Here is a 23,494-nt window from a genome sequence, read left to right as displayed (position 1 = left end):
AAGTTTTAAAATCAATTTAAAATAAAGTTCTTTTAAAATTCAAAGTTTTTGCAACCTTAACCTTAACCTTAACCTTAACCTTAACCTAATCTTTCAAAAAATCCAAAAACAAATCTAATGCCTGTTTTCTATGACTGATTTTGTTTTTGTCTTCAGGATTCATTTCTGCAAAAGTAATATCATATCCTTCTGGAACGAAAATAGGATCGTAACCAAAACCTTGATGTCCTTTATTTTCTGTCAATAAATTTCCGTGAACTCTTCCGTCAAAATATTGAGCGCCGTTTGCATCATAATAACATAATACCGTGATGAAATAAGCTTTTCTGTTTTCAACATTTTCCATTTCGCCTAAAACTTTTTCGATATTTTTAGCAAAATCGTGATCTCCCGCATATCTTGCCGAAAAAATTCCGGGTCTTCCATCTAAAGACTCTACAACCAAACCGCTGTCGTCTCCCAAACTTGGAATACCTGTTTTTTCAAAGCAATATTTTGCTTTAATTAAAGCATTGGCGTTGAAAGAGTCTCCGTCTTCAATGATTTCGTCGTGAATATCATAATCGGTAAGACTTTTTACCGTAAAATCATTTCCTAAAATCTGTTGAATTTCTTCTTTTTTATGGAGGTTGTGTGTAGCAACTAATATTTCCATTTTTAATTTTTTATATGTTTATTTAAATACAAAATTCACAAATATGATCCGCAAATCCACAAGATTATTGTTGTGTAACTTGAAAGAACATTCGTATGATTTGTATTTTTAAATTGAATTTAAATTTCAGAATAACGCACTTTATTTCTAAATGTAAATAGATAGAAAAATATAGAAAACAATACAATTCCGATTGCCAGAATCATCCATTCCTGCATTTTAAAGGCTTCTGCAAAGCTTTCTTTTTTAGTATAAAATATTAAGATTGCAGAGCAAAGATTATTAAAACCATGCAAAAGCATTGGTAAAAGCAGAGATTTTGTTTTATAATAAACCAATCCTAAGACCGTTCCCAACAAAGTTGCTCCAACAAACTGCCACGGATTTCCGTGTATCAAACCAAAAAGAACACTTGCTAAAAGTATTGCTTTCCATGGCTTAACTCCGTTATTAATCATTCCTTTCTGGATGATTCCGCGGAAAATAATTTCTTCAAAAATCGGAGCCATAATCACAGCAGTAATGACCATCACTACAGGATCATCGGTAAGCCCCGCCAACAGGTTTTCAAAAAACTCATAAAAATCTCCGAAAAAAGGTCCGGTAGTAGGAATTTGTGAAGTGATAAACTCACCGACAAACATCATTCCGAGCATCATCGGAAAAATCAGGAGATAGGTAGAAAAATTGGTGGGCGAAAAATTAAAATTCAATTTCTTTCCCGTTTTCTGGCGTACTATTAAAAAATCAAATGCCCAAATAATCAGACAGAAAACGACAGCATTGGCAAACATCATAAACCAGGGCTTCTGCATAAAATCTAATTTAAAAATAAATTTCCCTGCAAGTCCTACAAAACCTACCAACAAACTTCCAAAAATATATCCTGCCAATAGGATGAGACCTCCAATCCAGTCGAAAATATATTTCGGATATTTTGAGTTTTCCATGTACTGATGATTTTTTTAAGAGAAACAAAGATAATTGAAATTATATGAAATGAAAACCAATATAAAACTTCTGACACTCTTACAGTATGTTAAATCTTATCTTTTTTTTAACCTTTGAGACCGAATATGAAAAATAATATCGCTGTATCTTTGCAGCTTAATTTTTTTCATCACATGGACAGTTCAATAAATCCACCCAAAAATATCAATCTTAAACTTATTTCTTATGTATCTTTTACTTTTGTAGGATATTTTATTATCGGTCTATCACTTTCGGTTTTGCCGATTTTCATCACCAAAAGTTTAGGATATAGCCTTTTAATTGCAGGCATAGTAATTAGTTTACAATATATTTCTACATTTTTCTTGAGAGCATATTCCGGAAAAATCATTGATGGAAAAGGTCCGAAACCAGCAGTTTTATTTAGTATGATTGGTTTTTCTTTAACCGGAATTTTTCTTATTCTTGCTTACTATTTTAAATTTTCACCGATACTAAGCCTTGCATTTTTGGTCATTACCAGACTTTTAACAGGTTGTGCAGAAGGTATGGTTGGAGCAAGCCCGATCAACTGGGCGATTATGGATTTAGGCGAAAAACATACTGCAAAAATCATTTCCTACAACGGAGTTGCCTGTTACGGAGCTTTGGCAATCGGAGCTTCTTTAGGGATTGTAATTGAGCATGCATACAGTTTGTATGGCATTGGAATTCTCTCTATCATCTTAGGAATTCTCGGATTTTTCTTTGCTAAAACTAAAGAAAACAAAACCAACCTCAACCCACAAGAAAACCAATCTTTCTGGAAAGTTCTTGGAAAAGTTGCTCCTTTTGGAGTTTGTCTGGCTTTAGGAGGAATCGGTTTTGCAAGTATTTCTACATTCATCACATTATATTACAATTATTTTCATTGGAATAATGGTGCTTTGTGTTTAAGTATCTTCGGAGGATTATTTGTAGCCGGAAGATTGGTTTTCAGCAATGTTATCAATAATTATGGCGGAATAAAAGTTGCCATTGCCTGTCTTTTTGTAGAAACCATCGGGCTTTTAATTATTGCTTTTGCAACCAACGCTCAAATGGCTTTGGTTGGAGCCGGTGTTACAGGATTAGGATTTTCACTAATATTTCCTGCGCTTGGTGTTGTTGCTATCAAGAGTGTTTCACCATCGAGCCAAGGTTCTGCTTTGGCAGGTTACGGACTTTTTATTGATATTTCTTTAGGTGTTGCAGGCCCGATAATCGGAAGTGTTGCCGATTTTTTCGGAATGCAGTTTATCTTTCCGTTCAGTGCGGCAATGGTTTTCATCGGATTGGGACTGGCTTATTTCTTAAAGAAAAAATCAAACGTAAAGAAACTGAATGAGGCTTAAATTTAAACTGAATTGGGTTTAAATAAGATTACTCTTTTGCTGTATAAACAAAGCAACCAGCTTCACTTGGATGGTCTAAAACCAAATCTTCAGGGTTTTCATTTTTTAAAGTCATTAAAATCATAAAATCTCCTGCTGCTCCCATGATAAAGAAAATCCCAAAGCACAAAAGATAAAAATTGCCCGTAACGATTGCCCAAACTGAAGGTATAAAACCCAGAATAATTGCAGGCATTATAACTCCTATTCTATAATATTTTAGCTTTAAAGGTTCTTTGCAATGACAATAAGGGGTAAGATATTGCTTCATAAAACCAAACTTTATTGATTTAAAACCGTTTTTACAAAAAGGCAAAAAAGTAAGTCCGTGAATAAGTTCATGTAAAACAATTCCCAAAACGATAAAAAACATGGGAATAAATCCACTTAAGAAAGTATACTTTTCTATAAGTCTCTTAAAGGTTGCTGTAAAATGCTCGAAACTGAACTGATATTGCCAAAGAAAAACATAAGGAATTAGAAAAACAACACACGAATACAACAATATTTTCAGCGAATAAATATTTGCTTTCTTTAAATCAATCGTCAGTTTTTTCTCAGTGTAATTTTCCATCAATCAAACATTTCAGGTTTAAAAATAATTAAATTAAACAAGAAAGGCTGCAAAAAATATTGCAGCCTTCTCTATTCTTAATTAAGACTTATTATTGTCCCATCATTTCTCTGATACGTTCCTGCATCAATTCCTGATCTGAAAGTGCATCCCATCCGAAAACAGCAATCATCACAATATTTAAAACAAGATAAAGTGCGCTAAGGATCAAACCAATAATACAAAGAATTCTTCCGGTATTAAGGTTATTGTAATCAGAATATAAAGTTGGATTACTTTGGTACAACGCATTGTCTTTTTTGTAAAGTACAAGTCCGATAATTCCGGCAATTAGCCCCAAAACACCGTAACAACAGCATCCGACGATAGAAACAATTCCTAAAACAAGTACTGCCGTAGCATTAGGTAATTTTTGTTGATTCATAATTTGTTTTTTTAATGTTTAGTTTAAATGAATAATAAAATGTTTATAAAAGTAAGAAAAAACCATGATCAGTGAATTAATTATTGCTAAAAAAATTAAAATCTGTCCATAATTTCTTTTTTTGTCGATAAAATTGATGCCAACAAAGCAGAAAAACAGCAATAAAGTGTACACTGCCGGAAACATTTGAAAGGCTTCAGAAAACTTTCCCTGAAAAACCATCAAAATTGCCCGCTGACTTCCACATCCGAAACATTCAATTCCCAAAAACTTTTTGCTGGGACAAGGAAGCATAAAATCTTCTATATGCATTGCTGTCTTTTAAATTCGCTCCTAAAATTAAGAAGAAATTTTCGCTCTAAGGTATTGATGAGGAAAAAAAGATTCTTCTTTCATTTCAAAAGAACCCTGAACTGCCAAATAAGGATTTCGCAAAATCTCTCGTGCTACAAATATTAAATCGGCTTCATTGTTTTGTAAAATCTCTTCTGCCTGTTCAGTTTTCTTAATCAAACCTACTGCTCCTGTTTTCACATTTGCCTGATTTTTTACAGCCGAAGAAAACGGAACCTGATAACCATCAAAAACAGAAATTTTTGCGCCATGAATATTTCCACCACTCGAAACATCTACCAAATCGACATGATGATCTTTTAAAATTTTTGCCAGTTCTACACTGTCATCAATATCCCAACCGTTTTCAGCATATTCTGTTCCTGAGATCCTTACAAATAGTGCTACATTTTCATTGAGTTCTTCGTTGACTGCATCTACAATTTCCAGTAAAAACCTTATTCTGTTTTCAAAACTTCCACCGTACTCATCGGTTCTCACATTAGAAAGCGGTGACAAAAACTGATGAATAAGATAACCATGTGCCCCGTGAATTTCAACAACATCAAAACCTGCTTTTACTGCTCTTTTCGCAGCATTTTTAAAATTTTGAATCTGTTCTTTTATTTCTTGTAAACTCAAAACGTGCGGAATTCTTTCTGTCGGATGATACGGAATCGCACTTGGTGCAAGAGTTTCCCAACCTTCTTCCAAAGAGATTTGTTTATTTTCCCAAGTAGAACCTTTTCTTCCAGCATGAGCAATCTGAATTCCTATTTTGCTTTCTGAATTTTTATGAACGAATTCTACAATTTTCTGAAGTTCTGCAGCTTGTTCGTCATTCCAGATTCCCATGCAGTGATTGGTAATTCGGCCTTTTGGTTCTACCCCGCTCGCCTCAACGATGAGAAGTCCTGTTCCGCCTTGAGCACGACTTCCGTAATGCACAAAGTGAAAATTATTGGCAACCCCATTTTCTGAGGAATACATACACATTGGAGACATTACCCAACGGTTTTTAAGCTCTACATTTCTAAATTTTATAGGAGAATATAACATTGAATTATTTTTAAAGAATTAAAAATACAAAATCTGGCAAGATTATAACGTATTGCCCACGTCACTAAAAAGGTTTACTTTTATGCCCCTTTTTTACGGAGACAAAAAATGAAAAAAGATATAAAAATCGATTACGAACATTTCAAAGGCAGGAACGAACTTTCAGAAGTAGAAAACAGCCTTTTTGAAAAAGCAATTCAGGCGAGAGAAAACGCTTATGCACCTTACTCCAACTTTTTTGTAGGTTGTGCTGTTTTGTTGGAAAATGGTGAAATTTTCTCAGGAAACAACCAGGAAAATGCAGCTTTTCCTTCCGGGCTTTGTGCAGAAAGAACTGTTCTTTTTTGGATTGGAGCTAATTTCCCAGATCAAAAAATTAAAAAAATATTTATCGTTGGTGGACCAAAAGAATTTTCAGAGAAAAACCCACCAATTCCGCCATGTGGAGCTTGCCGACAAAGTATTATAGAATACGAAACAAAGCAAAACGAAAATATCGAACTTTATTTTTCTAACTTAAATGATGAGGTGATAAAAGTAACTTCTATCAAAGATTTGCTTCCATTTTATTTTGATGGAACATTTTTATAGAAACCTCTCACGGACTACACAAATTAGCACAGATTATTGAAAATATAATCTGTGTTTTTTTATCATAAAGAAACCACTGAAAAAGAAATATAAAGAATGTGAAACTGTTATTTTCTTAACTTTTGGAAATAGTAAAGTCTAAAAATATTTTGTTTCTTTTACAGTGAAAATCTTCTAATTTAAATCAATTGTAAGGTTTTACTTTAGCTTTAATAAAATTTAATCTTTCTTTTCAAAAAAACTATATTTGCAAAAATTTTGGTTTCCAAGAGATTGGAACTAAGAGGGAATTGGGTGAAACTCCCAAGCTGTCCCCGCAACTGTAAATCGCACAATCAATTTCTACAAAAAACCACTGCCAAAACGGGAAGGTGTAGCAAAGCGAAAGTCAGGAGACCTGCCGGAATTTTAATATTAATAATAGAATTGCTTTCGGAGGAAAGGCAGATATGACATGATTTTAAAAAGAGCATTAACCCTACTTTCAGTGTCTTCTTGCCTGACAATTTATTACAGTCAGGAAAAAAATATTGACACCGTATTTGTATTCGACAACCAAATGAAAAAGGTAAAACTTTTTCATTCTTTGACGACATTATCTCCTGCAGATATTCAAAAAAATTCTTCGAATCTTTCTGAGGTTTTACGATTTCAGTCGCCTGTTTATATTAAAGAAAATGGTCGTGGAGCTGTTTCTTCGCCTTCATTTCGGGGAACAACAGCACAACAGACTGCTTTTGTCTGGAACGGAATCAATATCAATTCTCAGTTTTTGGGACAAGGTGATATCAATAACATTGCGGTTTTCGGATATGACCAGATGGAAATAAAATCTGGTGGCGGAAGTGTTATCTACGGAAGCGGTGCGATTGGAGGAAGTATTCATTTAAATAATGATTTAAGTTTTAACCAAGGCTTTAAAGGAGTATTCAATTCTGAAGTTGCTTCGTTTGGAACTTATAATAATTTTTTGAAAGCAGCTTATAGTAACGATAAATTCAGCTTTAAAGTTTCAGGAAATTATTTGATCAGCCAAAATGATTATGAAGTTCCGGAAAAAAATAATTATATCAACAGAAACGGTAAGTTTTACAATACGACTTTCAATATAGGTACGGCATACAAAATTGCAGACAACCAGACAATTTCCTGGCAAAGCCAATTTTATGATGCAACTCAGAATTATAGAATTCTTGAAGAGAGTTTAAATAAAACCAAATATGAAGCACAAACTGTAAGAAGTTTACTTTCTTGGGATATCAACAAATCTAAAATTTCTAATAGTTTAAAAGCAGCCTATACAGAAGATAATTTTCAGTATTACGGAAATTTTGGAGAGCCTTATACAAGTGGTGGAATTAATAAAAATTACATTTTTAAAAATGATTTTAATTATTTCATCATTCCTAAACTGAATATCAATATCATCGGAGAATTTCAACAAAACAAAGGAGAAGGTTTAGGTGATTCAGGTATTAAGAACGTAAGTAGAAATATTGGTTCTGCTACAGGTTTATTAAGATTTTTGGCGACACCGAATCTACGATTTGAGGCAGGAATCAAACAAGATTTTGTTGAAAAAATTAATTCTCCTCTTCTCTACTCTTTTTCAGGAAAATGGAAAGCCAATAATTGGTACAGCTTAAATTTAAATTTTTCTAAAAATTTCAGATTTCCGTCATTCAACGATTTGTATTGGGAACCGGGAGGGAATATAAATTTAAAATCGGAGACTTCGGTTCAGGCAGATATGAATCATGAATTTAGTGTGGCTGGTTTTACTTTAAGCCTAAGTCCTTACTACATGAAAATCGATAATATGATTCTTTGGTTGCCTACTTCATTAGGTTATTGGGCAGCTTTTAATACCGATAAAGTAGAATCTTATGGTTTAGAATCTCAACTTAGCTATCAAAAAAGCTTTAATAAAAACCATTTTATAAAGCTCGTTGCAGGATATATTTATTCAAAATCCGTAGATTTGGAAAATCAAAAGCAGCTGATGTATGTTCCTTTACATAAATTTTCATCGAATGTAGATTATCAGTATAAATTTCTGCGTGTTTATGCACAGGGAATGTTTAACGGTTTAACCTACACTACCTCAGATGAAAGCAGAAAATATGCGATTTACCCATATTTTGTTATGAATGCAGGTCTTTCGGCAACATTAATAAAAAACTATACTTTAGGAATAAAAGTGAATAATATTACAGATACCGTTTACGAAACAACGGCATATTATCCTTTACCTAAAAGAAATTACAGTATAAACGTAACAATAAATTTTTAAATCAATAATATTATGAAATTAAACAGACTATTACAGTTTATTTTTGGATTCGTCCTGTTATTTTCGATTTCGTGTACATCAGATTACGAAGAAATAATTCCGGAAATAACTTACAATAACGGATTTCTTATCATCAACGAAGGTAACTTTGGAACACCAAATGCAGACGTTACTTTCCTTACGAAAGATTTAACCTTAATGCAGAATGATATCTACAAAGCAAAGAACAACAACGAAAATCTTGGTGATGTACTCCAAACAATGGTTTTAAACGGAGATAAAGCATATCTTTTACTGAATAACTCAAACAGAATTCAGATTGTAGACCGTTATACATTTAAAAAAACAGGAGAAATTACATCTCAGCTAAACAATCCTCGTTATATGGCAATTGCAAACGGAAATCTTTACGTTTCAAACGATAAGTATGGAGGAGCAAAGTTTGTAAATGTTTATAAATTGTCTGACAATTCTTTTGTGACTAAAATTGATTTTGCGTCTACAAGCACCGTAGAAAGAGTGGTAGAAGCTGGTGGAAATATTTTTGTGCAAAACGCTTCATACGGTTTTGGTAATACCATTACAAAAATCAACACAACTACTAATGCAATTGAAGGAGCTCCTATTGCAATGCCAAACGGAGATATTACTAAAACAGTAACATACAATAACAATGTTTATGCAATTGCTCAAGGAACCGCTGATTCTTATATCTATCAGATCAATCCAGCTGGAAGTATTGTAAAAACAACTACTCTTACAGGAATTGCTAATGGTACCAATCTTCAGATTGACGGGGGTAGATATTATTTTACTTCAAGCAATAAAATTTATTCGATGGATATGAATTCTACAACAATTCCTACAAATCCTATTATTACAGCAGTTGATGACGGACCCAACTTCACTCTTTACGGATTTAGCGTTATTGACGGAAGAATTTTTGTATCTGATGTGAAAAAATTCACTGCGCCAAGTGAAATAACAGTTTATACTAGTGGAGGAACTCCAACTGGCAAACTTAAAGCAGGAATGGGAGCTACATCGGTTTATAAAAACTACTAACAACTCTTATTTTTCGAAAATAAAAAAATGCGATTTCAAAAGAAACCGCATTTTTTATTTTATTTTGTTAGGTTTTAAGCTAAAGTTAATCCTAATTTCTCGGCTTCTGTAATTACAAAACTTTTTGCTTCTTGATGGTCGTTTCCAATTTCACCTTCCAGAATTGCTTCTTTTACTTTTTCCTTTAAAATTCCTATTTCTCGGCCTGGTTTAAGGTTAAACATTTCCATAATTTCTTCTCCAGAAATTGGTGGTTGAAAATTTCTTACCTGATCTTTTTCTTCAACTTCTTTTATTTTAACAGCAACATATTGAAAATTCTTTTTAAACTTTTCCTGTTTTCTAGAATTTTTGGTCGTGATATCTGCTTTACAAAGTGTAAACAAATCTTCCATATCTTCTCCTGCATCAAATAAAAGCCTTCTCAGTGCAGAATCTGAAGCGTCATCGGTAATTAATGCAATTGGACGAGATGAAAGTTTTACCATTTTCTGAACGTATTTCATATCTGCATTCAATGGTAATTTCAGTTTTTGAAAAAGTGTTTTTACCATTTTTGAACCTAAAAACTCATGCCCGTGAAAAGTCCAACCTGTTCCTTCAACGAATTTTTTTGTCGGAGCCTTTCCAATGTCGTGAAGCAAAGCAGCCCAACGAAGCCACAAATTATCGGTGTTTTCAGAAATATTATCAACCACTTCCAAAGTGTGGTAAAAATTGTCTTTATGAGTTTGTCCTTCTACTTCTTCTACGCCTTTCAAGTCAATTAGCTCAGGAATAATAAGCTTCATCAGTCCTGTTTCTTCCATCAATTTTAATCCAACAGAAGGTTTCTGTGAAAGCATAATTTTATTAAATTCAACCATGATTCTTTCCATAGAAACAATCTTAATTCTTTCAGCTTCTTGTTTGATTGCGTTTAAAGAATTTTCTTCAATTGTAAAATTTAAAGTTGATGCAAAACGCACCGCTCTCATCATTCTCAACGGATCATCAGAATATGTTTGAGCAGGCTCTAAAGGAGTTCTTAAAATTCCCTTTTCAAGATCACCAATCCCATCAAAAGGATCGATTAATTCACCAAAATTATCTTTATTTAAAGAAATCGCCATTGCATTGATGGTAAAATCTCTTCTTTTCTGATCATCTTCAATTGTTCCACCTTCTACTTCCGGTTTACGGCTGTTTTCAGTGTAGCTTTCTTTTCTTGCGCCAACAAATTCCAATTCAAGATCTTTGTATCTGATCATCGCCGTTCCGTAGGTTTTAAAAACCGAAACTTTCATTTTAGGATCAATTTCTTTTCCTACATTTTGGGCAAGCTCAATTCCGCTTTGTTCGGTCACAAAATCAATATCAGTAGAAGCTTTTCTTTTCATTAAAAGATCCCGCACAAAACCACCCACGATGTACACAGACTGATTATTTGCCGCTGCAACTTCAGAAATAATTTTGAAAAGTTTTAAGTTTTGATTTTGATTGAGGTTGATGAACATTTTTTTAGATGCTGGATGTTGGGTGATTGATGTTAGATGATAAATAATATATTAGAAATTAAATTCTTCATTTATCAATAATTTTGCAAAGATAAATATTTACCGTAAAAGGTAGTTTCTTTAACAGCAAAAGTAGCAAAAGATTTTTAACACATAAGTCACATAGATTTTTTAGTTAAAATGTTCATGTTTAAAAGAACACATAAGTTGAAAATCTCTGATTTTCATTTTTAACCAAGTGAAAAATCTATGAAAATCTGCGATATCTGTGGGAATTAAATCATTCTCTCAAAACTTTTATTCTGTTGTCACTCCAGATTTTTATCACAGATGAACCTGAATATTGCGAAACTTTTTCACGGTCTTCTTCTACCGCAAAATCTACCAGATCAATAATTTCTTTTGAAATATCAGAGAATTTTAACGGACTTTTGTCTCCACTAAAATTAGCTGAAGTTGAAACTAAAGGTTTATTTAGTTTAGTAATTAGCTTTTTACAAAAATCATTTTTCACCAAACGAATTCCAATACTTCCGTCTTCTGCCAATAATTCTTTCGGCAGACCTTTTGGGTTTTCGTAAACTATCGTTACAGGTTTTTCGCTCAAATCGATAATTTCCCACGCCATTTCCGGAACGTCGACCAAATCCTGCAATCTTTTTTCAGATTCGACTAAAATAATCATCGATTTATTTTTTTCGCGTTTTTTGATATCAAAAATTTTGTTGATGGCGTCTATATTTGTTGCGTCACAACCGATTCCCCAGATGGTGTCTGTTGGGTATAAAATTGTTCCGCCGGATTTTAGTATTTGTATGATGTTTTCCATATTTTATAAAATCTTTTTTTCAAAACTTAATATGTTACTTATTTTAAAAGTTTTTTCAACTCTCTTCTTACAATATGTTGGCTAATCAAAACTGGGGAATTCATTCGCCTTCCCTCTTTAATCAGAGTATATAAAATAGAAGATTTTGTAAAAAAAATAATTATTGTTCTTTCATTCACTATATGACTTACTTCTCCTGTCCATTCATTTAAATAAATGAGATTATGAGCTATTTTTGAAATTCTATGGTCTTCTTTTTTACCATATGCTAATACTCTTGTTTTAGCTTCTTCCTTATCTATAGTAAACTTAATTTCTTTTAAGTTTTTTTCTGTAAGTTTACAATAAAGGCTATACAAACCTATAATGATCGGAATAAAAAATATTGCATATTCAAAATTACTATTTTGAGTTGTTGGATTAATTAATTGAATAGCGGGTATAGGAAAAAGAATCAATATTAAATAAACAAAATATTGGAAATATGTATCCGATTTATCATACCAACTTTCGTCAAAAACTAATCTTTTAGTCTCAATACTTTTTTTGATATTTACATTTTTTAAACTCCGCATCTTTATCAAAAACAACAAATATTTTTCTTTAATGTTAATTTAAATCCGGTAAATATCTTTCCTCAATCACATTTAAATGATGAATATTGTGCCCAACGATCAATTTTCCGATAGTTTCTGCAGAAATTTGATTTCCATTGGCAGTTCCGATATTATTTAAGGCTGAAAAATTCATTGTCTCCAATAAAATCTGAGAAGATTGTCTCACCAATTGATATTCCTCTAACAAACAATCTAAGCTTCTTTCGTTCGCAAAAGAGTTTTGGGCATATAACTCTTCATCAAAACCTGGCAAATTCTTTTCTTCACCTCTCGCAATAGCCAGAGTTCTGTATTGAAAAACCCTTTCCGTATCAGATAAATGAAGAAGCACTTCTTTCAACGTCCATTTTCCTTCTGCATAAGCAAATTTCGATTGCTCTTCAGTTAAAAATGAAAATAAAGAAACAGTTTTTTCACCTACAGATTTCAATTCTTCCAGCCAGTTTTCAGATGGAATTAAATCTAAATATCGTTGAATATATTTTTGAAAATCAGTCATAATTTTAAAAATTTAATAATTTAGCAGTGTAACAATTTAACAATCATTGGTAAATTGGTAAACTGCTAAATTGATACATTGTTACATTAAATTTTATTTGTCCATTCATAGAAATTTACTTTGTCGTAAATTTCAAATCCGCAACTTGGATAAAGTTGGTTTCCAATGTCGTTTGATTTTCCCGTTTCGAGGAGAACTCCGGAAGCATCGGTAGATTTTGCTAATTGTTTAGCGTCTTCAATGAGTTCTTTAGAAAAACCTTTTCCTATGTAATTTTCATTGACATATAAATCATTCAACAGCCAATAACGCTTCATTCTTGTGGATGAAAATAGTGGATACAACTGAACGAAACCTGTCAATTTCCCTTCACTTTCAGCAACAAAAATTTCGGAATCTTTGTTTTCTATTCTTTGTTTTAAAAAGTTTTCTGCAGCAGAAATATCAGATTCTTTATGGTAAAAAACTCTGTATTGATCAAACAATTCGGCTAATTGAGGTAAATCCTGAATCGTAGCTTTTCTTGTATTTTTCATATGAAATTTGATTAAAAATAAACATCCGCTTTATAACGGATGTTCAAATTTATTTATTTTAAGAAAAAGCTTTTTCTAGATCTGCGATCAAATCTTCCGCATCTTCGATTCCAACGCTTAAACGAACTAGATCATCGGTAATACCCAATTCAGCACGTTTTTCTGCAGGAATGGAAGCGTGAGTCATCAAAGCAGGATGATTTGCCAAAGATTCTACTCCACCAAGCGATTCTGCCAATGTGAAAACTCTTACTTTCTCTAAGAATTTGATTGCATCTTCTTTTTTACCAGATTTGAAAGTGAAAGAAACCATTCCTCCGAAATCTTTCATCTGAGTTTTTGCCAATTCGTATTGTGGGTGAGATTCCAATCCCGGATAAATTACTTCAGCAACTGCAGGATGAGATTCAAGATATTTTGCAACCGCCATTCCATTTTCAGAATGTCTCTGAACTCTTAATGCCAAAGTTTTAATTCCTCTCAACACTAAATAAGAATCGTGAGGTCCTAAAATTCCACCACTTGCAAACTGAATGAAATGAAGTTTTTCTCCCAATTCTGCATCTTTAGCAATTAAAGCTCCCGCGATTACATCAGAGTGACCTCCTAGATATTTTGTTGCTGAGTGCATTACAATATCAGCTCCCAAATCAATCGGTCTTTGAAGATAAGGTGTCGCAAAAGTATTATCAACTGCAACCAGAATATCTTTTCCTTTTGCAATTTCCACAACCGCTTTGATATCTACCAATTTCATCAACGGGTTTGTTGGAGTTTCAACCCAGATCAATTTAGTTTTATCTGTAATGACGTCTGCAATTTTTGAAACATCATCAAAATTCACGAAGGTAAATTTCAACTGATATTTTTCAAAAAGTCTGGTGAACATTCTGTAGGTTCCTCCATATAAATCGTCTACAGCAACAACCTCATCACCTGGATTTAATAATTTTAAAACACAGTCAATAGCTGCCAAACCCGAACCGAAAGCTAAACCTCTCGCTCCATTTTCAATGCTTGACAAAGAGTCTTCCAAAGCCTGTCTTGTAGGGTTTGCCGCTCTTGAATATTCGTATCCTGAATGTACTCCCGGACTTTTTTGTGCGAAAGTAGACGTTAAAAATACCGGAACATTTACAGAACCTGTAGCAGATTCGTGATGTTGTCCGCCGTGTATAACTTTTGTATTGAAATTCATAACTTGTATAATTTAACAATGTATCAATGTACCAGTTTACCAATGATTGTTACATTGCTAGTTTGGTATATTGCTACATTAATTGTTTACATTTTTATTGCTGATTTTACTGCAAATTCTTCTGCGATCTGCTCAATCCATTCTGCAACATCCTCTTCGCCTGTTGCTCTCTGATACGTGTTTCCCATAGACACTAAAATCTGATGCATGAACATTTTCATTTGGTCAACCGGCATTTCTTTCGTCCAAAGGTCGATTCTTAAAGCTTCTGAAGCTTTTTCGTCCCAAACGGAAATCATTACCGCTTTTGTTTCTTCTTTTTCTACGCCTCCATCCTGAGCATTCCAAGTCATTTTTTCCGGAATGTGGTTTTCATCCAGCTCTACATCTATCGTTATTTGGGTCTTTCTCATTTTTCTATTTTTCTAATATGTTTAATAGTTGTTGGGTTTTGGTTGATCGTTGATAGAATAATGAATTATATAATGTTAAAAACTAACAACCATCAACCAAAACCAATCAACAAAATTTACTCTTCTAATTTAGGTTTATATCCTGCTTTATTAAAAACTTCCGTAGCATCCATTTTAAGGAAATCGACCAGTTTTGTTTCAGGGCTTTTCTTTAAATATTCTTTACAAATCTGCCATCCGATGTAAACACCAACCATTGGCGAAGATTCGTTATCAATTTCAGTATAAAATTTTGAAAACGGTCCCGGATTGATAAAACGGTCTACCAAACGGTGATCGTCTCCAAAAATTAAATTATTTTCAACAAAATAATTATAGATATTCGCTTCATTGGCAACCGACCAATCGTATTGTTTTTTATCGTAATCCATTTTCAGATAATCTGGAGTTTCGGGAAGAAAAGCCTCCTGAAGCAACATTATTTTTCCGTTATAGACCAAAAGATCAATAAATTTCTGATGATCTGGAGAAAAAGGAACCACCTGTTCTGCAAATATCCTTGAAACTTTAGGAACAATATTATTCGGATTCATCGATTTCTGAAAATAACCTTCCAAACCTTTATAGTTAGGATTATTATTTCCCATAAAACCACTTACATCAATAAACAGAAAATTGGTTTTATCATCAAAAAATATAGGATCCTGAATCATCTGTAATGTTGATGAAAACAGATATACTTTCGGTGTTTTAAACTCTGGAAAATAATATTTGATGTGTGAAAACAAATCCTGAAGTTCTTTCTGAAGCTTTGTCTGATCTATTTTTGAAATTGCTTCTTTGTAAATCTTCACTTCATCAGGATTCACTCTGTTTTTAGCAAAATCTGCATCAGAAACCGTTCCCTGAAACCATGGAAATTTAGCTTTAAACTGATCCAAAGGTATATTTACATCGTAAAATTCTTTTGAAATATCAGTAATTTCTACCTTTTCGGCAGGATTTTTTATTTCTACTTTCCAATCAGTTTCCTGCTCTTTTTTACAAGAGTTTAAACTTAAAACTAAAAGGCATGAAAGTGCTGCAATTCTAAAAATCTTCATTATTTTTACATGAAATTTAAGTTTACAAAAATAAGGATATAAATATAAACTTATGCTGAAAAAGGATTTTTTTGTAGCTATGAGAATCATATTAAAATCTTTAAAACAATACCAGACAAAACCATGAATATTTATATTGAAACCGAAAGACTCATTCTCAGAAATCTTGGGGAGGAAGATTACGAACGTCTTTATCTTCTTGATTCCGATCCGGAAGTCATGAAATATATCGGAATGCCTACGCTTTCTAAAGTTGAAGAATCGAAAGAAGTGGTAAAAATGATTATGCAGCAATATGAAGAAAATGGTGTGGGAAGAATTGCCGTAATCGAAAAAGAAAGCGGACTTCTTATCGGCTGGAGCGGATTAAAGCTCAATACTTCCGAAGTAAACGGATACCAAAATTTCTATGAACTGGGTTACCGTTTTTTACCTGAAACATGGGGAAAAGGTTACGCTACAGAATCTGGGAAAGCATCTTTAGATTATGGTTTTAATGATTTGAAAGCCGAAATTATTTATGCGTATGCTCATTCTGAAAACCTAGCTTCAAATTACATTTTAACAAAACTTGGATTTGAGAAAACTGGTGAATTTACCGAACCGGACGGGATTTGTTTTTGGTACGAACTTAAAAAAGAAAATTTTAAACAATAAAAATATACAATGCAGACACAAAAAGTAATCGATCATATCGTACAATGGCTAAAAGATTATGCCGAAAAATCAGGTGTTAAAGGTTATGTAATCGGAGTTTCGGGCGGTGTAGACTCTGGAGTGGTTTCTACTTTGGCAGCAATGACAGGTTTGAAAACTTTGTTGATCGAGATGCCAATCCGTCAAAAAGAAGATCAGGTAAATCGAGCTTGGGAACACATGAATGATCTGAAATCTAAATTTCCGAATGTTGAAGCAATGTCTGTCAATCTTACTCCGGCTTTTGAAGAATTGTACAAAACTTTTGATGTGCATGATGATGAATTCCCAAATGAAAAATTGGCTTTTGCCAATACAAGATCACGTTTGAGAATGTTGACCTTGTATTATTACGGGCAAATCAACGGTCTTTTAGTTTGTGGAACAGGAAATAAAGTGGAGGACTTCGGAATCGGTTTTTACACCAAATACGGTGACGGCGGCGTTGATGTCTCTCCTATTGCGGATCTTTATAAAACCGAAGTTTATGAATTGGCAAAAGCTTTAAATCTTGTAAAAAACATTCAGGAAGCGATTCCTACAGATGGACTTTGGGATGCAGAAAGAACCGACGAAATGCAAATTGGAGCCACTTATCCTGAACTTGAAAAAATTCAGAAAGAATGGGGAACGAAAACCGAAGCCGATTACAGCGGAAGAGATTTGGAAGTTTTTAAAATTTTCAGCAGAATGAATAAAGCGGCTCAACATAAAATTAATCCGATTCCTGTTTGTGATATTAATGAAGAATGGAGGAATTAATTAATGTAACAGTTTATCGATGTAACAGTTTACCAATTAATTGTTACATTGATACACTGATAAACTGGTAAATTGAATCATTATGAATCCTAAAATCCGCTCACTTTTTTTTGCCTGTCTCGGACTTCTTTTCGGAATGTCTGTGATGTATATTTATAACAATTTTATTGCAGAGAAAAAAGCACCAGCCAAAACCGAAAAAATTTCAGAAGCATCAGTAAATCAGTCTGACAAACAATCTATTGATGAACTTACTAATGAAAATACCGTGATTAATTATGTAAAGCAAAATCATAAACTTCCGGATTATTACATCACGAAAAATGAAGCTAAAAAGCTGGGTTGGAACCCTTCTCAGGGAAACCTTTGTGAAGTTTTGCCCGGAAAAGCAATTGGTGGAGATTATTTTGGAAACCGAGAAGGCAAACTTCCAAAAGATGAAAAATATTTTGAAGCTGATGTTAATTACAGCTGCGGAAATAGAAATAGTGACCGAATTGTTTTTACTAAAAACGGTGAAGTTTATTTAACTAAAGATCATTATAAAAGTTTTGAGAAGAAATAATGTCATTGCGAGAAATTATTTGAGAATGTTTTATAACATGCCTGTATGTGGATGTAACTTCTGAACTTTCATTTGAGATTGCTTCGTCACTTCGCTCCTCGCAATGACAAGAAACACCTCTTTTCACAATTACTGAAAACTACTACCTTTGTACTTTAGAAATTTGAATAAATTATGAGCACAATATACATTGACTTTACAGAAATCGGAGATTACGAAGATTTTTATACCCAACTTAAAGAAAAGATAAAACTTCCGGAACATTTCGGAGATAATCTGGATGCACTTTCAGATGTAATTTCTGGTGAATTGGAAATGCCGCTTCACATAGAGTTTGTGAATTTGAGCGTCGATCAGCTTGAACTATTTGAAGATCTTTTGATTACTTTGGAAGATGCTGAAGATGAAGTTGAAGATTTTACTTTTACTTATTTTCTTGAGCAGTATGAAGATGAAGAGGAGGAAATTGACGAGCAATAAATCTTAAATCATAAAAAAACAATCCCCGTAAAATAAATTTTGCGGGGATTTTATATGAGTTAAGTTCAGTATTATCTTCCAATAACCTCAGTAATTGGATTACCCACATTTCCACTTGGAAACTGAATATGCAACAATGCTGAAACCGTCGGAGCAATATCGGTCATATGATATTGTTTGTTGCTTTCACCATGTTTAATTCCCCACCCCATAAAAATCAAAGGAATGTGTGCATCGTAAGAATTCCAAACACTGTGTGTAGTTCCTGTTTTTGAGTATGGAGGAAGCATAGAATCATGAGAAATCAGTTGAATATCACCACTTCTCTGTCTGTTGATTCCGTTGATAATTCTTTGTTTGATTGGTTCAGGAATTGTCGCTTCCTGTACTTCTGTTGTAGAAACGGCATATAAAACTGTCGGATCTTTTTCCAATTCTTTAATTGCAAATTCTTTAATATCTTCTAGCTCAAGCTTATTATCGGTCATTAATTTTCTGTCGAAATAAATTTGGTAATTATCTACTCCGTTAATTAATTTATCAACTCCAAACTTAGATTTCAGTTTTTCATTTAAACTTTTTTCCATTCCTTCACCAAAAAATCCTGTGTTGATTTTATGTTCTTTCAGGAAACCTACAGAATGCGCTCCACCGTGATCTGCCGAAACAAAAACGGTGTATTGATTCTTCCCAACTTTTCCGTCCAAATATTTGAAAAATTGAGCTAAATCCTGATCTAATCTCAGGTAAACATCTTCTACTTCTATAGAATTCGGGCCAAATTTATGTCCTGCATAATCTGTGGAAGCTAAATTGATGGCTAAAATATCAGTCACTTCATCAGCTCCTAAATTTTCACCCTCCACAGAAGCTTCAGCTAATTTCAACGTTAAAGTATTTCCAAAAGGCGTGTAACGGATGTTGTCTTTTTTAGTTTTATAATCTTCAGCCAAATTACTGTAGGGGAAAACAGGAGTTTTTGAACTTCCTAAAAGCCCTTCCCAAGGAGAATTGTCTGGCGAACTTTCTGTATATTGATCGATCGGTAATAAAGTATTCCAACCGTTTGCAACCAACTGGTCAGGAAGATTTTGAGAATTGAAAGACTTTACCCATTGAGGCAAATCATTCATATAATAAGTACTCGTAATAAAATCTCCGGTAGAATCGTCAAACCAATACGCTCCATTTGGAGTATGACCAGCCGGAAGAATTGAAGCTCTGTCTTTCAAAGAAACTCCAACTACTTTACCCTGAAAATTGGTTGCTAATCTCAGTTCGTCTGTAACGGTTGTAGACCAAAGATTTTTCGGAGAATGACTTCCTACTTTTACATTGGTTGTACCAACAGGCTGTACGTTCTCATCAGTTGTACAGTACACATTTTTACCGGTTTCTTTGTCTGTCCAATCATTTCCGGCAATTCCGTGAATCGCAGGAACCGATCCTGTATAAATAGATGTATGCCCCAAAGCTGTTACTGTAGGAACATAAGGAATATGTACGTTATTTAAAGAATATCCTTTATTTAAAAGTCTTTTGAAACCATCATTTCCGTATTTGCTGTAATATCGGTAAAGATAATCCCACCTCATCTGATCGATGACCAAACCTACTACCAATTTGGGTCTATCAACCTGATTGTTTTTATTTTTCTGAGCATTGATTGTAATTACAGACAGCAATGCAGCTGCAGCAATTGAAATTTTCCTAAACATTGAATAACTTTTTAGTGCCACAAATTTACGGGTTTTGAAAGTTTTGGTGTATGAAATTTCAATTAAATTTAATGAGGCATCATTGTATTTCGAGAAAGTAAATTTTTCGAATTCTCACACATAAGATTAATATGATTATTGTTTTGATGGCAATAAAGACAAAAGTTTCAACTTATTGATTTTAAATATTTTCAATTCACAAATATCTGTTATCTTTAAAAATTACTTATCACCATGAAAAAAACATCAGTTCTCCTTATCTTTTTTTTATTTCAACAATACATTTTCGCTCAGAAAGATCAGTATTATGACTTCATCAAAACCTGGAATTTCATTAAATATTATCATCCCGATTTAGCAAGCGGAAAAATTGATGCAGACAGTTTGTTTTTGGTGAATGTGAAAAATATCAGTTCACAAGATGATTTTAATTCTATCGTTGAAAAATTAACTGGAAAACTCAATAAAAAATTTATAGCTTCTGCTCCTTCTGAAACATCGCAGGATGTTTTTACAAAAAATCAAAACTTCAATTGGTTTCAGAAAAACAGAAAAATAAGCTCTGAAAATAAAGAGGTACTCAACTCGATTTACAATCACCGTTATAATTTTGAAGACCTTCCAAAAGGAAAATTAGTAAGTGACGAAAAAAAATATCCATTTCCAAAAACCGAAAATATTTCCATTGAATATCGTTTACTCGCTTTAGCAAAAATACAGGGAGTTGTAGATTACCTGTTTCCTCACAAATATATTATGAATAAAGGTTTTGAGGAATATTTTAAAAATAGTTTAAACGAAAACTTACAAGTAACTTCAAGGAAAGATTTTGAGATCATCCTGGCAAAACTCGTTTCTAAAATGGAAGACAGCCATGCTTTTAAATTTTATCGTGAACTCAATTACAGAAACGATTTTTTGTTTAACGCTTCTTATTATTCCCCTTTCGATTATAAAATTGTAAACAATTATCTCTTGGTTACCGACATTGTATTTCCCGAGATTTGTACAAAAGCAAACATCAAAAAAGGAGATCACATCACAGAAATTAACGGTAAAAAAGTATCACAGATCATCGATGAGAAAAGCAGGCTACTTTCTGTTTCTAATCGTGAAAAGTTAATATTCGAGCTTTCATCCTACCAAAACAATCTTATTTGGTCAGACAATACTCCGCAAAAATCATTAAAGGTACAATCCGGTAACAAAGCATTTACGACAAATATCGAACTTGTAAACACTTTAGATAAAACACAGGTCAATGTACTTTCAAATTACATAAACAATAAGAACCAAAAATGGGCTAACCGAGAACTAATTAATAAAGAAATTGCCTATTTTAATATTAATAACACGCTACAATTCATCAATGATGTGGATGATGATAAAATTGATAAAAAAATGGAAAACATTATTCTAGATGCCTCAAAGAAAAAAGCAATGGTTTTTGATATGAGAGGTTATCCGGATTGGGGTGGATTTATTTTTCATTATGTGTATAAGTACTTTTCACCTTCCGAAAATTATTTTTATAAATATTATGCTCCAAATCTTAAAAACATAGGCACCTTTGTTTATCTGAAAGATTCTTATCATTATTTCCCTGAAATAAAAGATATGAAGACGATGCCGTACTCCGGTAAAGTTTTTATTATCGTTAATCCTGAATCCCGAAGCGCAAGTGAATGGTACACCATGAGTTTGCAAAAAATATTCCCTCAGTCAATTACAATCGGGCAACAAACTGCCGGTGCGGACGGTGATGTAGTCAAAGTAAATCTTCCCGGAGATTATCTTTTAGAATTTACCGGAAACGGAATTTTTTATCCCGACAATTCGCAAACCCAACAAACAGGAGTCAGAATTAATGAAGTGATTAAATATAAAAATCAGGATTTTTTAGATAAAAAAGATTTGGAATTTGAGAGAGTTTTAAATGCTTTAAAATAATTTCGTTATCATTTCATTATTTACAATTTAACATAATTTTAAACTTTTTTCATCTTCTTTAGCACCAATTTTGCTACCACAAAAACGCAGAATTACACCTCTCAACCTATTGAATTATGAAGAATATGCTTTTAACAAGTGCTTTGGTAGCGCTTACTTTGTGGTCGTGCAATAAGAAAGATGAGAATCAGGCTCTTACTAAAACAGAAAATACAAACACCGATAAAAGTGAAACTTCATCAGAAGTAATTTCAGACACCGGCTATAACATTAGTAAAATTTCTGTTACTGATAAATTTCATGGGACTTTTCCTTACTTCCAGCTTCCTCAAGGATATACGTTCACCGACCCAAATTCTTATCACGGAGACGGACAAACCAAAGATTTTGATAAAGAATATTTCTACGATCATGGTTCATATACTTCAATGGAAGGCAAAACTTACAAAGCTGAGATCCGGATTTCTGAAGAGTTTAAAGACAAGAAATTTTCTCCGCTTGAAATTCAGAAAAGTTTTGATGAATTAATTAAAAACGTTGGAGGTGTAAAAATCAACACTGGTGAAGTTTTAAGAGAGGGCGAAGAAGAACGCATAAAAAGAGAAGATCCAGAAGCTTATAACTTAGGTTACATGCATTCTTGCAACAACTGGAAAAATGTAAATACCTACATTATCCGAACTACCGAAAAAACAGTTTTTGTACAATACAATCTTGGAAAAGACCAAACCAGCATCACGGTTTTAGAAGCTAAACCTTTTGAAAATAAAATGTCAATTGTAGATGAAAAACCAAAGACAGGCTCCTTAAATAAAAAGAAAAAATAACTTTTTAAAATACTCAATACAACCTCTGCAAAAGTATGCAGAGGTTTTTTATTTAGGCGCAATCTTTACAAATTCCTGTTAAAATACAATTTACGCTTTCAACTAAATATCCTTTTTCTAAGGAAAACTGAACTTCATTTGGCAGACATTCTATCGTTTCACATTTTGTACATCTGAAATGAAAATGATGATCTGCCAGTTTTTTTTCATCACATTTTATACAAACAGCAAAATACTGTTTTCCGTCTTCTGCAACAATTCTATGGAGAATTCCGTCTTCGCAGAATCTATTGAGAACACGGTAGATTGTAGCACGATCAATACTGATATCGACTTTCTGCATCACTGCATCTGAACTCATCGCTTTTCTAGAGCCTGCTAAAACATTCAAAACTGCCTCTTTTGTTGGTGTACTTCTTCTTATCATTTTATTAATGCGATTATGTTG

26 protein-coding genes and 1 riboswitch are annotated in these 23,494 nt (G+C 33.0%); of the genes, 10 read left to right on the top strand and 16 right to left on the bottom strand.

Features of this window, described 5'->3' with window-relative positions:
* Positions 1-85: 85 nt before the first annotated feature.
* On the bottom strand, positions 86-655 hold the full coding sequence (gene rdgB, locus FDY99_RS17655; RefSeq protein ID WP_139423087.1) for an RdgB/HAM1 family non-canonical purine NTP pyrophosphatase: 570 nt from the start codon (positions 653-655) through the stop codon (positions 86-88).
* Positions 656-774: 119 nt separating this feature from the next.
* Positions 775-1,605, bottom strand: coding sequence for a CPBP family intramembrane glutamic endopeptidase (locus FDY99_RS17650; RefSeq protein WP_139423086.1), 831 nt, complete (start codon positions 1,603-1,605; stop codon positions 775-777).
* A 126-nt stretch (positions 1,606-1,731) separates the two neighbouring features.
* Here FDY99_RS17650 and FDY99_RS17645 point away from each other — a divergent pair, with 126 nt between their 5' ends.
* Positions 1,732-2,979, top strand: a complete 1,248-nt coding sequence (locus FDY99_RS17645) for an MFS transporter (RefSeq protein ID WP_228448827.1) — start codon at positions 1,732-1,734, stop codon at positions 2,977-2,979.
* Between the two features lie 28 nt (positions 2,980-3,007).
* Here the strand turns inward: FDY99_RS17645 and FDY99_RS17640 are convergent, their stop codons facing one another.
* The 4 genes from FDY99_RS17640 to namA all read right to left on the bottom strand — a co-directional run bounded on the left by FDY99_RS17640 (position 3,008) and on the right by namA (position 5,408).
* A complete protein-coding gene (locus FDY99_RS17640) occupies positions 3,008-3,592 on the bottom strand; it encodes a DUF3267 domain-containing protein (protein WP_139423085.1) in 585 nt (194 codons plus the stop codon).
* 91 nt (positions 3,593-3,683) lie between these two features.
* Positions 3,684-4,016 (bottom strand): CCC motif membrane protein, encoded by a 333-nt coding sequence (locus tag FDY99_RS17635; RefSeq protein WP_074229494.1) that lies wholly within the window; start codon positions 4,014-4,016, stop codon positions 3,684-3,686.
* A gap of 18 nt (positions 4,017-4,034) precedes the next feature.
* The gene (locus FDY99_RS17630; protein ID WP_074229495.1) at positions 4,035-4,328 is read right to left on the bottom strand and encodes a DUF2752 domain-containing protein; all 294 of its coding nucleotides are present in this window, start codon (positions 4,326-4,328) and stop codon (positions 4,035-4,037) included.
* Between the two features lie 27 nt (positions 4,329-4,355).
* The gene (namA, locus tag FDY99_RS17625) at positions 4,356-5,408 is read right to left on the bottom strand and encodes an NADPH dehydrogenase NamA (RefSeq protein ID WP_139423084.1); all 1,053 of its coding nucleotides are present in this window, start codon (positions 5,406-5,408) and stop codon (positions 4,356-4,358) included.
* A 108-nt stretch (positions 5,409-5,516) separates the two neighbouring features.
* On the opposite strand from namA, the gene FDY99_RS17620 reads away from it, so the two are divergent.
* The 3 genes from FDY99_RS17620 (at position 5,517) to FDY99_RS17610 (ending at position 9,357) form a co-directional block, all read left to right on the top strand.
* Positions 5,517-5,999: a cytidine deaminase gene (locus FDY99_RS17620; protein WP_139423083.1), complete on the top strand. Its 483-nt coding sequence runs from the start codon at positions 5,517-5,519 to the stop codon at positions 5,997-5,999.
* A 242-nt stretch (positions 6,000-6,241) separates the two neighbouring features.
* Positions 6,242-6,418, top strand: a riboswitch (cobalamin riboswitch).
* Positions 6,419-6,453: 35 nt separating this feature from the next.
* Complete coding sequence (locus FDY99_RS17615; protein WP_139423082.1) at positions 6,454-8,292, top strand: TonB-dependent receptor plug domain-containing protein; 1,839 nt, start codon at positions 6,454-6,456, stop codon at positions 8,290-8,292.
* Between the two features lie 12 nt (positions 8,293-8,304).
* Positions 8,305-9,357, top strand: coding sequence for a DUF5074 domain-containing protein (locus FDY99_RS17610; RefSeq protein WP_139423081.1), 1,053 nt, complete (start codon positions 8,305-8,307; stop codon positions 9,355-9,357).
* A gap of 74 nt (positions 9,358-9,431) precedes the next feature.
* Here the strand turns inward: FDY99_RS17610 and FDY99_RS17605 are convergent, their stop codons facing one another.
* The 8 genes from FDY99_RS17605 to gldB form a co-directional block, all read right to left on the bottom strand.
* Positions 9,432-10,853, bottom strand: coding sequence for a CCA tRNA nucleotidyltransferase (locus FDY99_RS17605; protein WP_139423080.1), 1,422 nt, complete (start codon positions 10,851-10,853; stop codon positions 9,432-9,434).
* 280 nt (positions 10,854-11,133) lie between these two features.
* Complete coding sequence (locus tag FDY99_RS17600; protein ID WP_102978639.1) at positions 11,134-11,682, bottom strand: L-threonylcarbamoyladenylate synthase; 549 nt, start codon at positions 11,680-11,682, stop codon at positions 11,134-11,136.
* A gap of 38 nt (positions 11,683-11,720) precedes the next feature.
* Positions 11,721-12,257 (bottom strand): hypothetical protein, encoded by a 537-nt coding sequence (locus FDY99_RS17595; protein WP_139423079.1) that lies wholly within the window; start codon positions 12,255-12,257, stop codon positions 11,721-11,723.
* A gap of 34 nt (positions 12,258-12,291) precedes the next feature.
* The gene (locus FDY99_RS17590; RefSeq protein WP_139423078.1) at positions 12,292-12,798 is read right to left on the bottom strand and encodes a DinB family protein; all 507 of its coding nucleotides are present in this window, start codon (positions 12,796-12,798) and stop codon (positions 12,292-12,294) included.
* An 86-nt stretch (positions 12,799-12,884) separates the two neighbouring features.
* On the bottom strand, positions 12,885-13,334 hold the full coding sequence (locus FDY99_RS17585) for a GNAT family N-acetyltransferase (RefSeq protein ID WP_139423077.1): 450 nt from the start codon (positions 13,332-13,334) through the stop codon (positions 12,885-12,887).
* Positions 13,335-13,392: 58 nt separating this feature from the next.
* Complete coding sequence (locus tag FDY99_RS17580; RefSeq protein ID WP_139423076.1) at positions 13,393-14,532, bottom strand: cystathionine gamma-synthase; 1,140 nt, start codon at positions 14,530-14,532, stop codon at positions 13,393-13,395.
* Between the two features lie 86 nt (positions 14,533-14,618).
* Positions 14,619-14,945: a gliding motility protein GldC gene (gldC, locus tag FDY99_RS17575; protein WP_102978563.1), complete on the bottom strand. Its 327-nt coding sequence runs from the start codon at positions 14,943-14,945 to the stop codon at positions 14,619-14,621.
* 116 nt (positions 14,946-15,061) lie between these two features.
* Positions 15,062-16,048: a gliding motility lipoprotein GldB gene (gene gldB / locus FDY99_RS17570; protein WP_139423075.1), complete on the bottom strand. Its 987-nt coding sequence runs from the start codon at positions 16,046-16,048 to the stop codon at positions 15,062-15,064.
* Positions 16,049-16,171: 123 nt separating this feature from the next.
* Between gldB and FDY99_RS17565 the strand changes: the two genes are divergently transcribed.
* The 4 genes from FDY99_RS17565 to FDY99_RS17550 all read left to right on the top strand — a co-directional run bounded on the left by FDY99_RS17565 (position 16,172) and on the right by FDY99_RS17550 (position 18,551).
* Positions 16,172-16,705 (top strand): GNAT family N-acetyltransferase, encoded by a 534-nt coding sequence (locus tag FDY99_RS17565; protein WP_139423074.1) that lies wholly within the window; start codon positions 16,172-16,174, stop codon positions 16,703-16,705.
* Between the two features lie 9 nt (positions 16,706-16,714).
* Complete coding sequence (nadE, locus tag FDY99_RS17560) at positions 16,715-17,506, top strand: NAD(+) synthase (RefSeq protein ID WP_139423073.1); 792 nt, start codon at positions 16,715-16,717, stop codon at positions 17,504-17,506.
* An 82-nt stretch (positions 17,507-17,588) separates the two neighbouring features.
* A complete protein-coding gene (locus FDY99_RS17555; protein WP_139423072.1) occupies positions 17,589-18,071 on the top strand; it encodes a ribonuclease domain-containing protein in 483 nt (160 codons plus the stop codon).
* 174 nt (positions 18,072-18,245) lie between these two features.
* Positions 18,246-18,551: a barstar family protein gene (locus tag FDY99_RS17550; RefSeq protein WP_139423071.1), complete on the top strand. Its 306-nt coding sequence runs from the start codon at positions 18,246-18,248 to the stop codon at positions 18,549-18,551.
* A gap of 71 nt (positions 18,552-18,622) precedes the next feature.
* On the opposite strand, the gene pafA is transcribed toward FDY99_RS17550, so the two are convergent.
* A complete protein-coding gene (pafA, locus tag FDY99_RS17545) occupies positions 18,623-20,269 on the bottom strand; it encodes an alkaline phosphatase PafA (RefSeq protein ID WP_139423070.1) in 1,647 nt (548 codons plus the stop codon).
* A gap of 234 nt (positions 20,270-20,503) precedes the next feature.
* On the opposite strand from pafA, the gene FDY99_RS17540 reads away from it, so the two are divergent.
* Both FDY99_RS17540 and FDY99_RS17535 read left to right on the top strand, forming a co-directional pair.
* Positions 20,504-22,219, top strand: a complete 1,716-nt coding sequence (locus tag FDY99_RS17540) for a S41 family peptidase (protein ID WP_139423069.1) — start codon at positions 20,504-20,506, stop codon at positions 22,217-22,219.
* 116 nt (positions 22,220-22,335) lie between these two features.
* Positions 22,336-23,046, top strand: a complete 711-nt coding sequence (locus FDY99_RS17535) for a hypothetical protein (RefSeq protein ID WP_139423068.1) — start codon at positions 22,336-22,338, stop codon at positions 23,044-23,046.
* Between the two features lie 52 nt (positions 23,047-23,098).
* On the opposite strand, the gene FDY99_RS17530 is transcribed toward FDY99_RS17535, so the two are convergent.
* A complete protein-coding gene (locus FDY99_RS17530) occupies positions 23,099-23,473 on the bottom strand; it encodes a Fur family transcriptional regulator (protein ID WP_139423067.1) in 375 nt (124 codons plus the stop codon).
* Positions 23,474-23,494: the final 21 nt, after the last annotated feature.

Origin of the sequence: Chryseobacterium mulctrae (assembly GCF_006175945.1) — a bacterium.
GTDB classification, from domain to species: domain Bacteria; phylum Bacteroidota; class Bacteroidia; order Flavobacteriales; family Weeksellaceae; genus Chryseobacterium; species Chryseobacterium mulctrae.
The sequence above is the reverse complement of the archived record's forward strand: the minus strand, read 5'-3'. Positions and strand labels throughout refer to the sequence as shown.

Coding starts and splice junctions, on each gene's coding strand:
- rdgB (WP_139423087.1), bottom strand. CDS start 655: ATGGAAATATTAGTTGCTACACACAACCTCCATAAAAAAGAAGAAATT.
- FDY99_RS17650 (WP_139423086.1), bottom strand. CDS start 1,605: ATGGAAAACTCAAAATATCCGAAATATATTTTCGACTGGATTGGAGGT.
- FDY99_RS17645 (WP_228448827.1), top strand. CDS start 1,732: ATGAAAAATAATATCGCTGTATCTTTGCAGCTTAATTTTTTTCATCAC.
- FDY99_RS17640 (WP_139423085.1), bottom strand. CDS start 3,592: ATGGAAAATTACACTGAGAAAAAACTGACGATTGATTTAAAGAAAGCA.
- FDY99_RS17635 (WP_074229494.1), bottom strand. CDS start 4,016: ATGAATCAACAAAAATTACCTAATGCTACGGCAGTACTTGTTTTAGGA.
- FDY99_RS17630 (WP_074229495.1), bottom strand. CDS start 4,328: ATGCATATAGAAGATTTTATGCTTCCTTGTCCCAGCAAAAAGTTTTTG.
- namA (WP_139423084.1), bottom strand. CDS start 5,408: ATGTTATATTCTCCTATAAAATTTAGAAATGTAGAGCTTAAAAACCGT.
- FDY99_RS17620 (WP_139423083.1), top strand. CDS start 5,517: ATGAAAAAAGATATAAAAATCGATTACGAACATTTCAAAGGCAGGAAC.
- FDY99_RS17615 (WP_139423082.1), top strand. CDS start 6,454: ATGATTTTAAAAAGAGCATTAACCCTACTTTCAGTGTCTTCTTGCCTG.
- FDY99_RS17610 (WP_139423081.1), top strand. CDS start 8,305: ATGAAATTAAACAGACTATTACAGTTTATTTTTGGATTCGTCCTGTTA.
- FDY99_RS17605 (WP_139423080.1), bottom strand. CDS start 10,853: ATGTTCATCAACCTCAATCAAAATCAAAACTTAAAACTTTTCAAAATT.
- FDY99_RS17600 (WP_102978639.1), bottom strand. CDS start 11,682: ATGGAAAACATCATACAAATACTAAAATCCGGCGGAACAATTTTATAC.
- FDY99_RS17595 (WP_139423079.1), bottom strand. CDS start 12,257: ATGCGGAGTTTAAAAAATGTAAATATCAAAAAAAGTATTGAGACTAAA.
- FDY99_RS17590 (WP_139423078.1), bottom strand. CDS start 12,798: ATGACTGATTTTCAAAAATATATTCAACGATATTTAGATTTAATTCCA.
- FDY99_RS17585 (WP_139423077.1), bottom strand. CDS start 13,334: ATGAAAAATACAAGAAAAGCTACGATTCAGGATTTACCTCAATTAGCC.
- FDY99_RS17580 (WP_139423076.1), bottom strand. CDS start 14,532: ATGAATTTCAATACAAAAGTTATACACGGCGGACAACATCACGAATCT.
- gldC (WP_102978563.1), bottom strand. CDS start 14,945: ATGAGAAAGACCCAAATAACGATAGATGTAGAGCTGGATGAAAACCAC.
- gldB (WP_139423075.1), bottom strand. CDS start 16,048: ATGAAGATTTTTAGAATTGCAGCACTTTCATGCCTTTTAGTTTTAAGT.
- FDY99_RS17565 (WP_139423074.1), top strand. CDS start 16,172: ATGAATATTTATATTGAAACCGAAAGACTCATTCTCAGAAATCTTGGG.
- nadE (WP_139423073.1), top strand. CDS start 16,715: ATGCAGACACAAAAAGTAATCGATCATATCGTACAATGGCTAAAAGAT.
- FDY99_RS17555 (WP_139423072.1), top strand. CDS start 17,589: ATGAATCCTAAAATCCGCTCACTTTTTTTTGCCTGTCTCGGACTTCTT.
- FDY99_RS17550 (WP_139423071.1), top strand. CDS start 18,246: ATGAGCACAATATACATTGACTTTACAGAAATCGGAGATTACGAAGAT.
- pafA (WP_139423070.1), bottom strand. CDS start 20,269: ATGTTTAGGAAAATTTCAATTGCTGCAGCTGCATTGCTGTCTGTAATT.
- FDY99_RS17540 (WP_139423069.1), top strand. CDS start 20,504: ATGAAAAAAACATCAGTTCTCCTTATCTTTTTTTTATTTCAACAATAC.
- FDY99_RS17535 (WP_139423068.1), top strand. CDS start 22,336: ATGAAGAATATGCTTTTAACAAGTGCTTTGGTAGCGCTTACTTTGTGG.
- FDY99_RS17530 (WP_139423067.1), bottom strand. CDS start 23,473: ATGATAAGAAGAAGTACACCAACAAAAGAGGCAGTTTTGAATGTTTTA.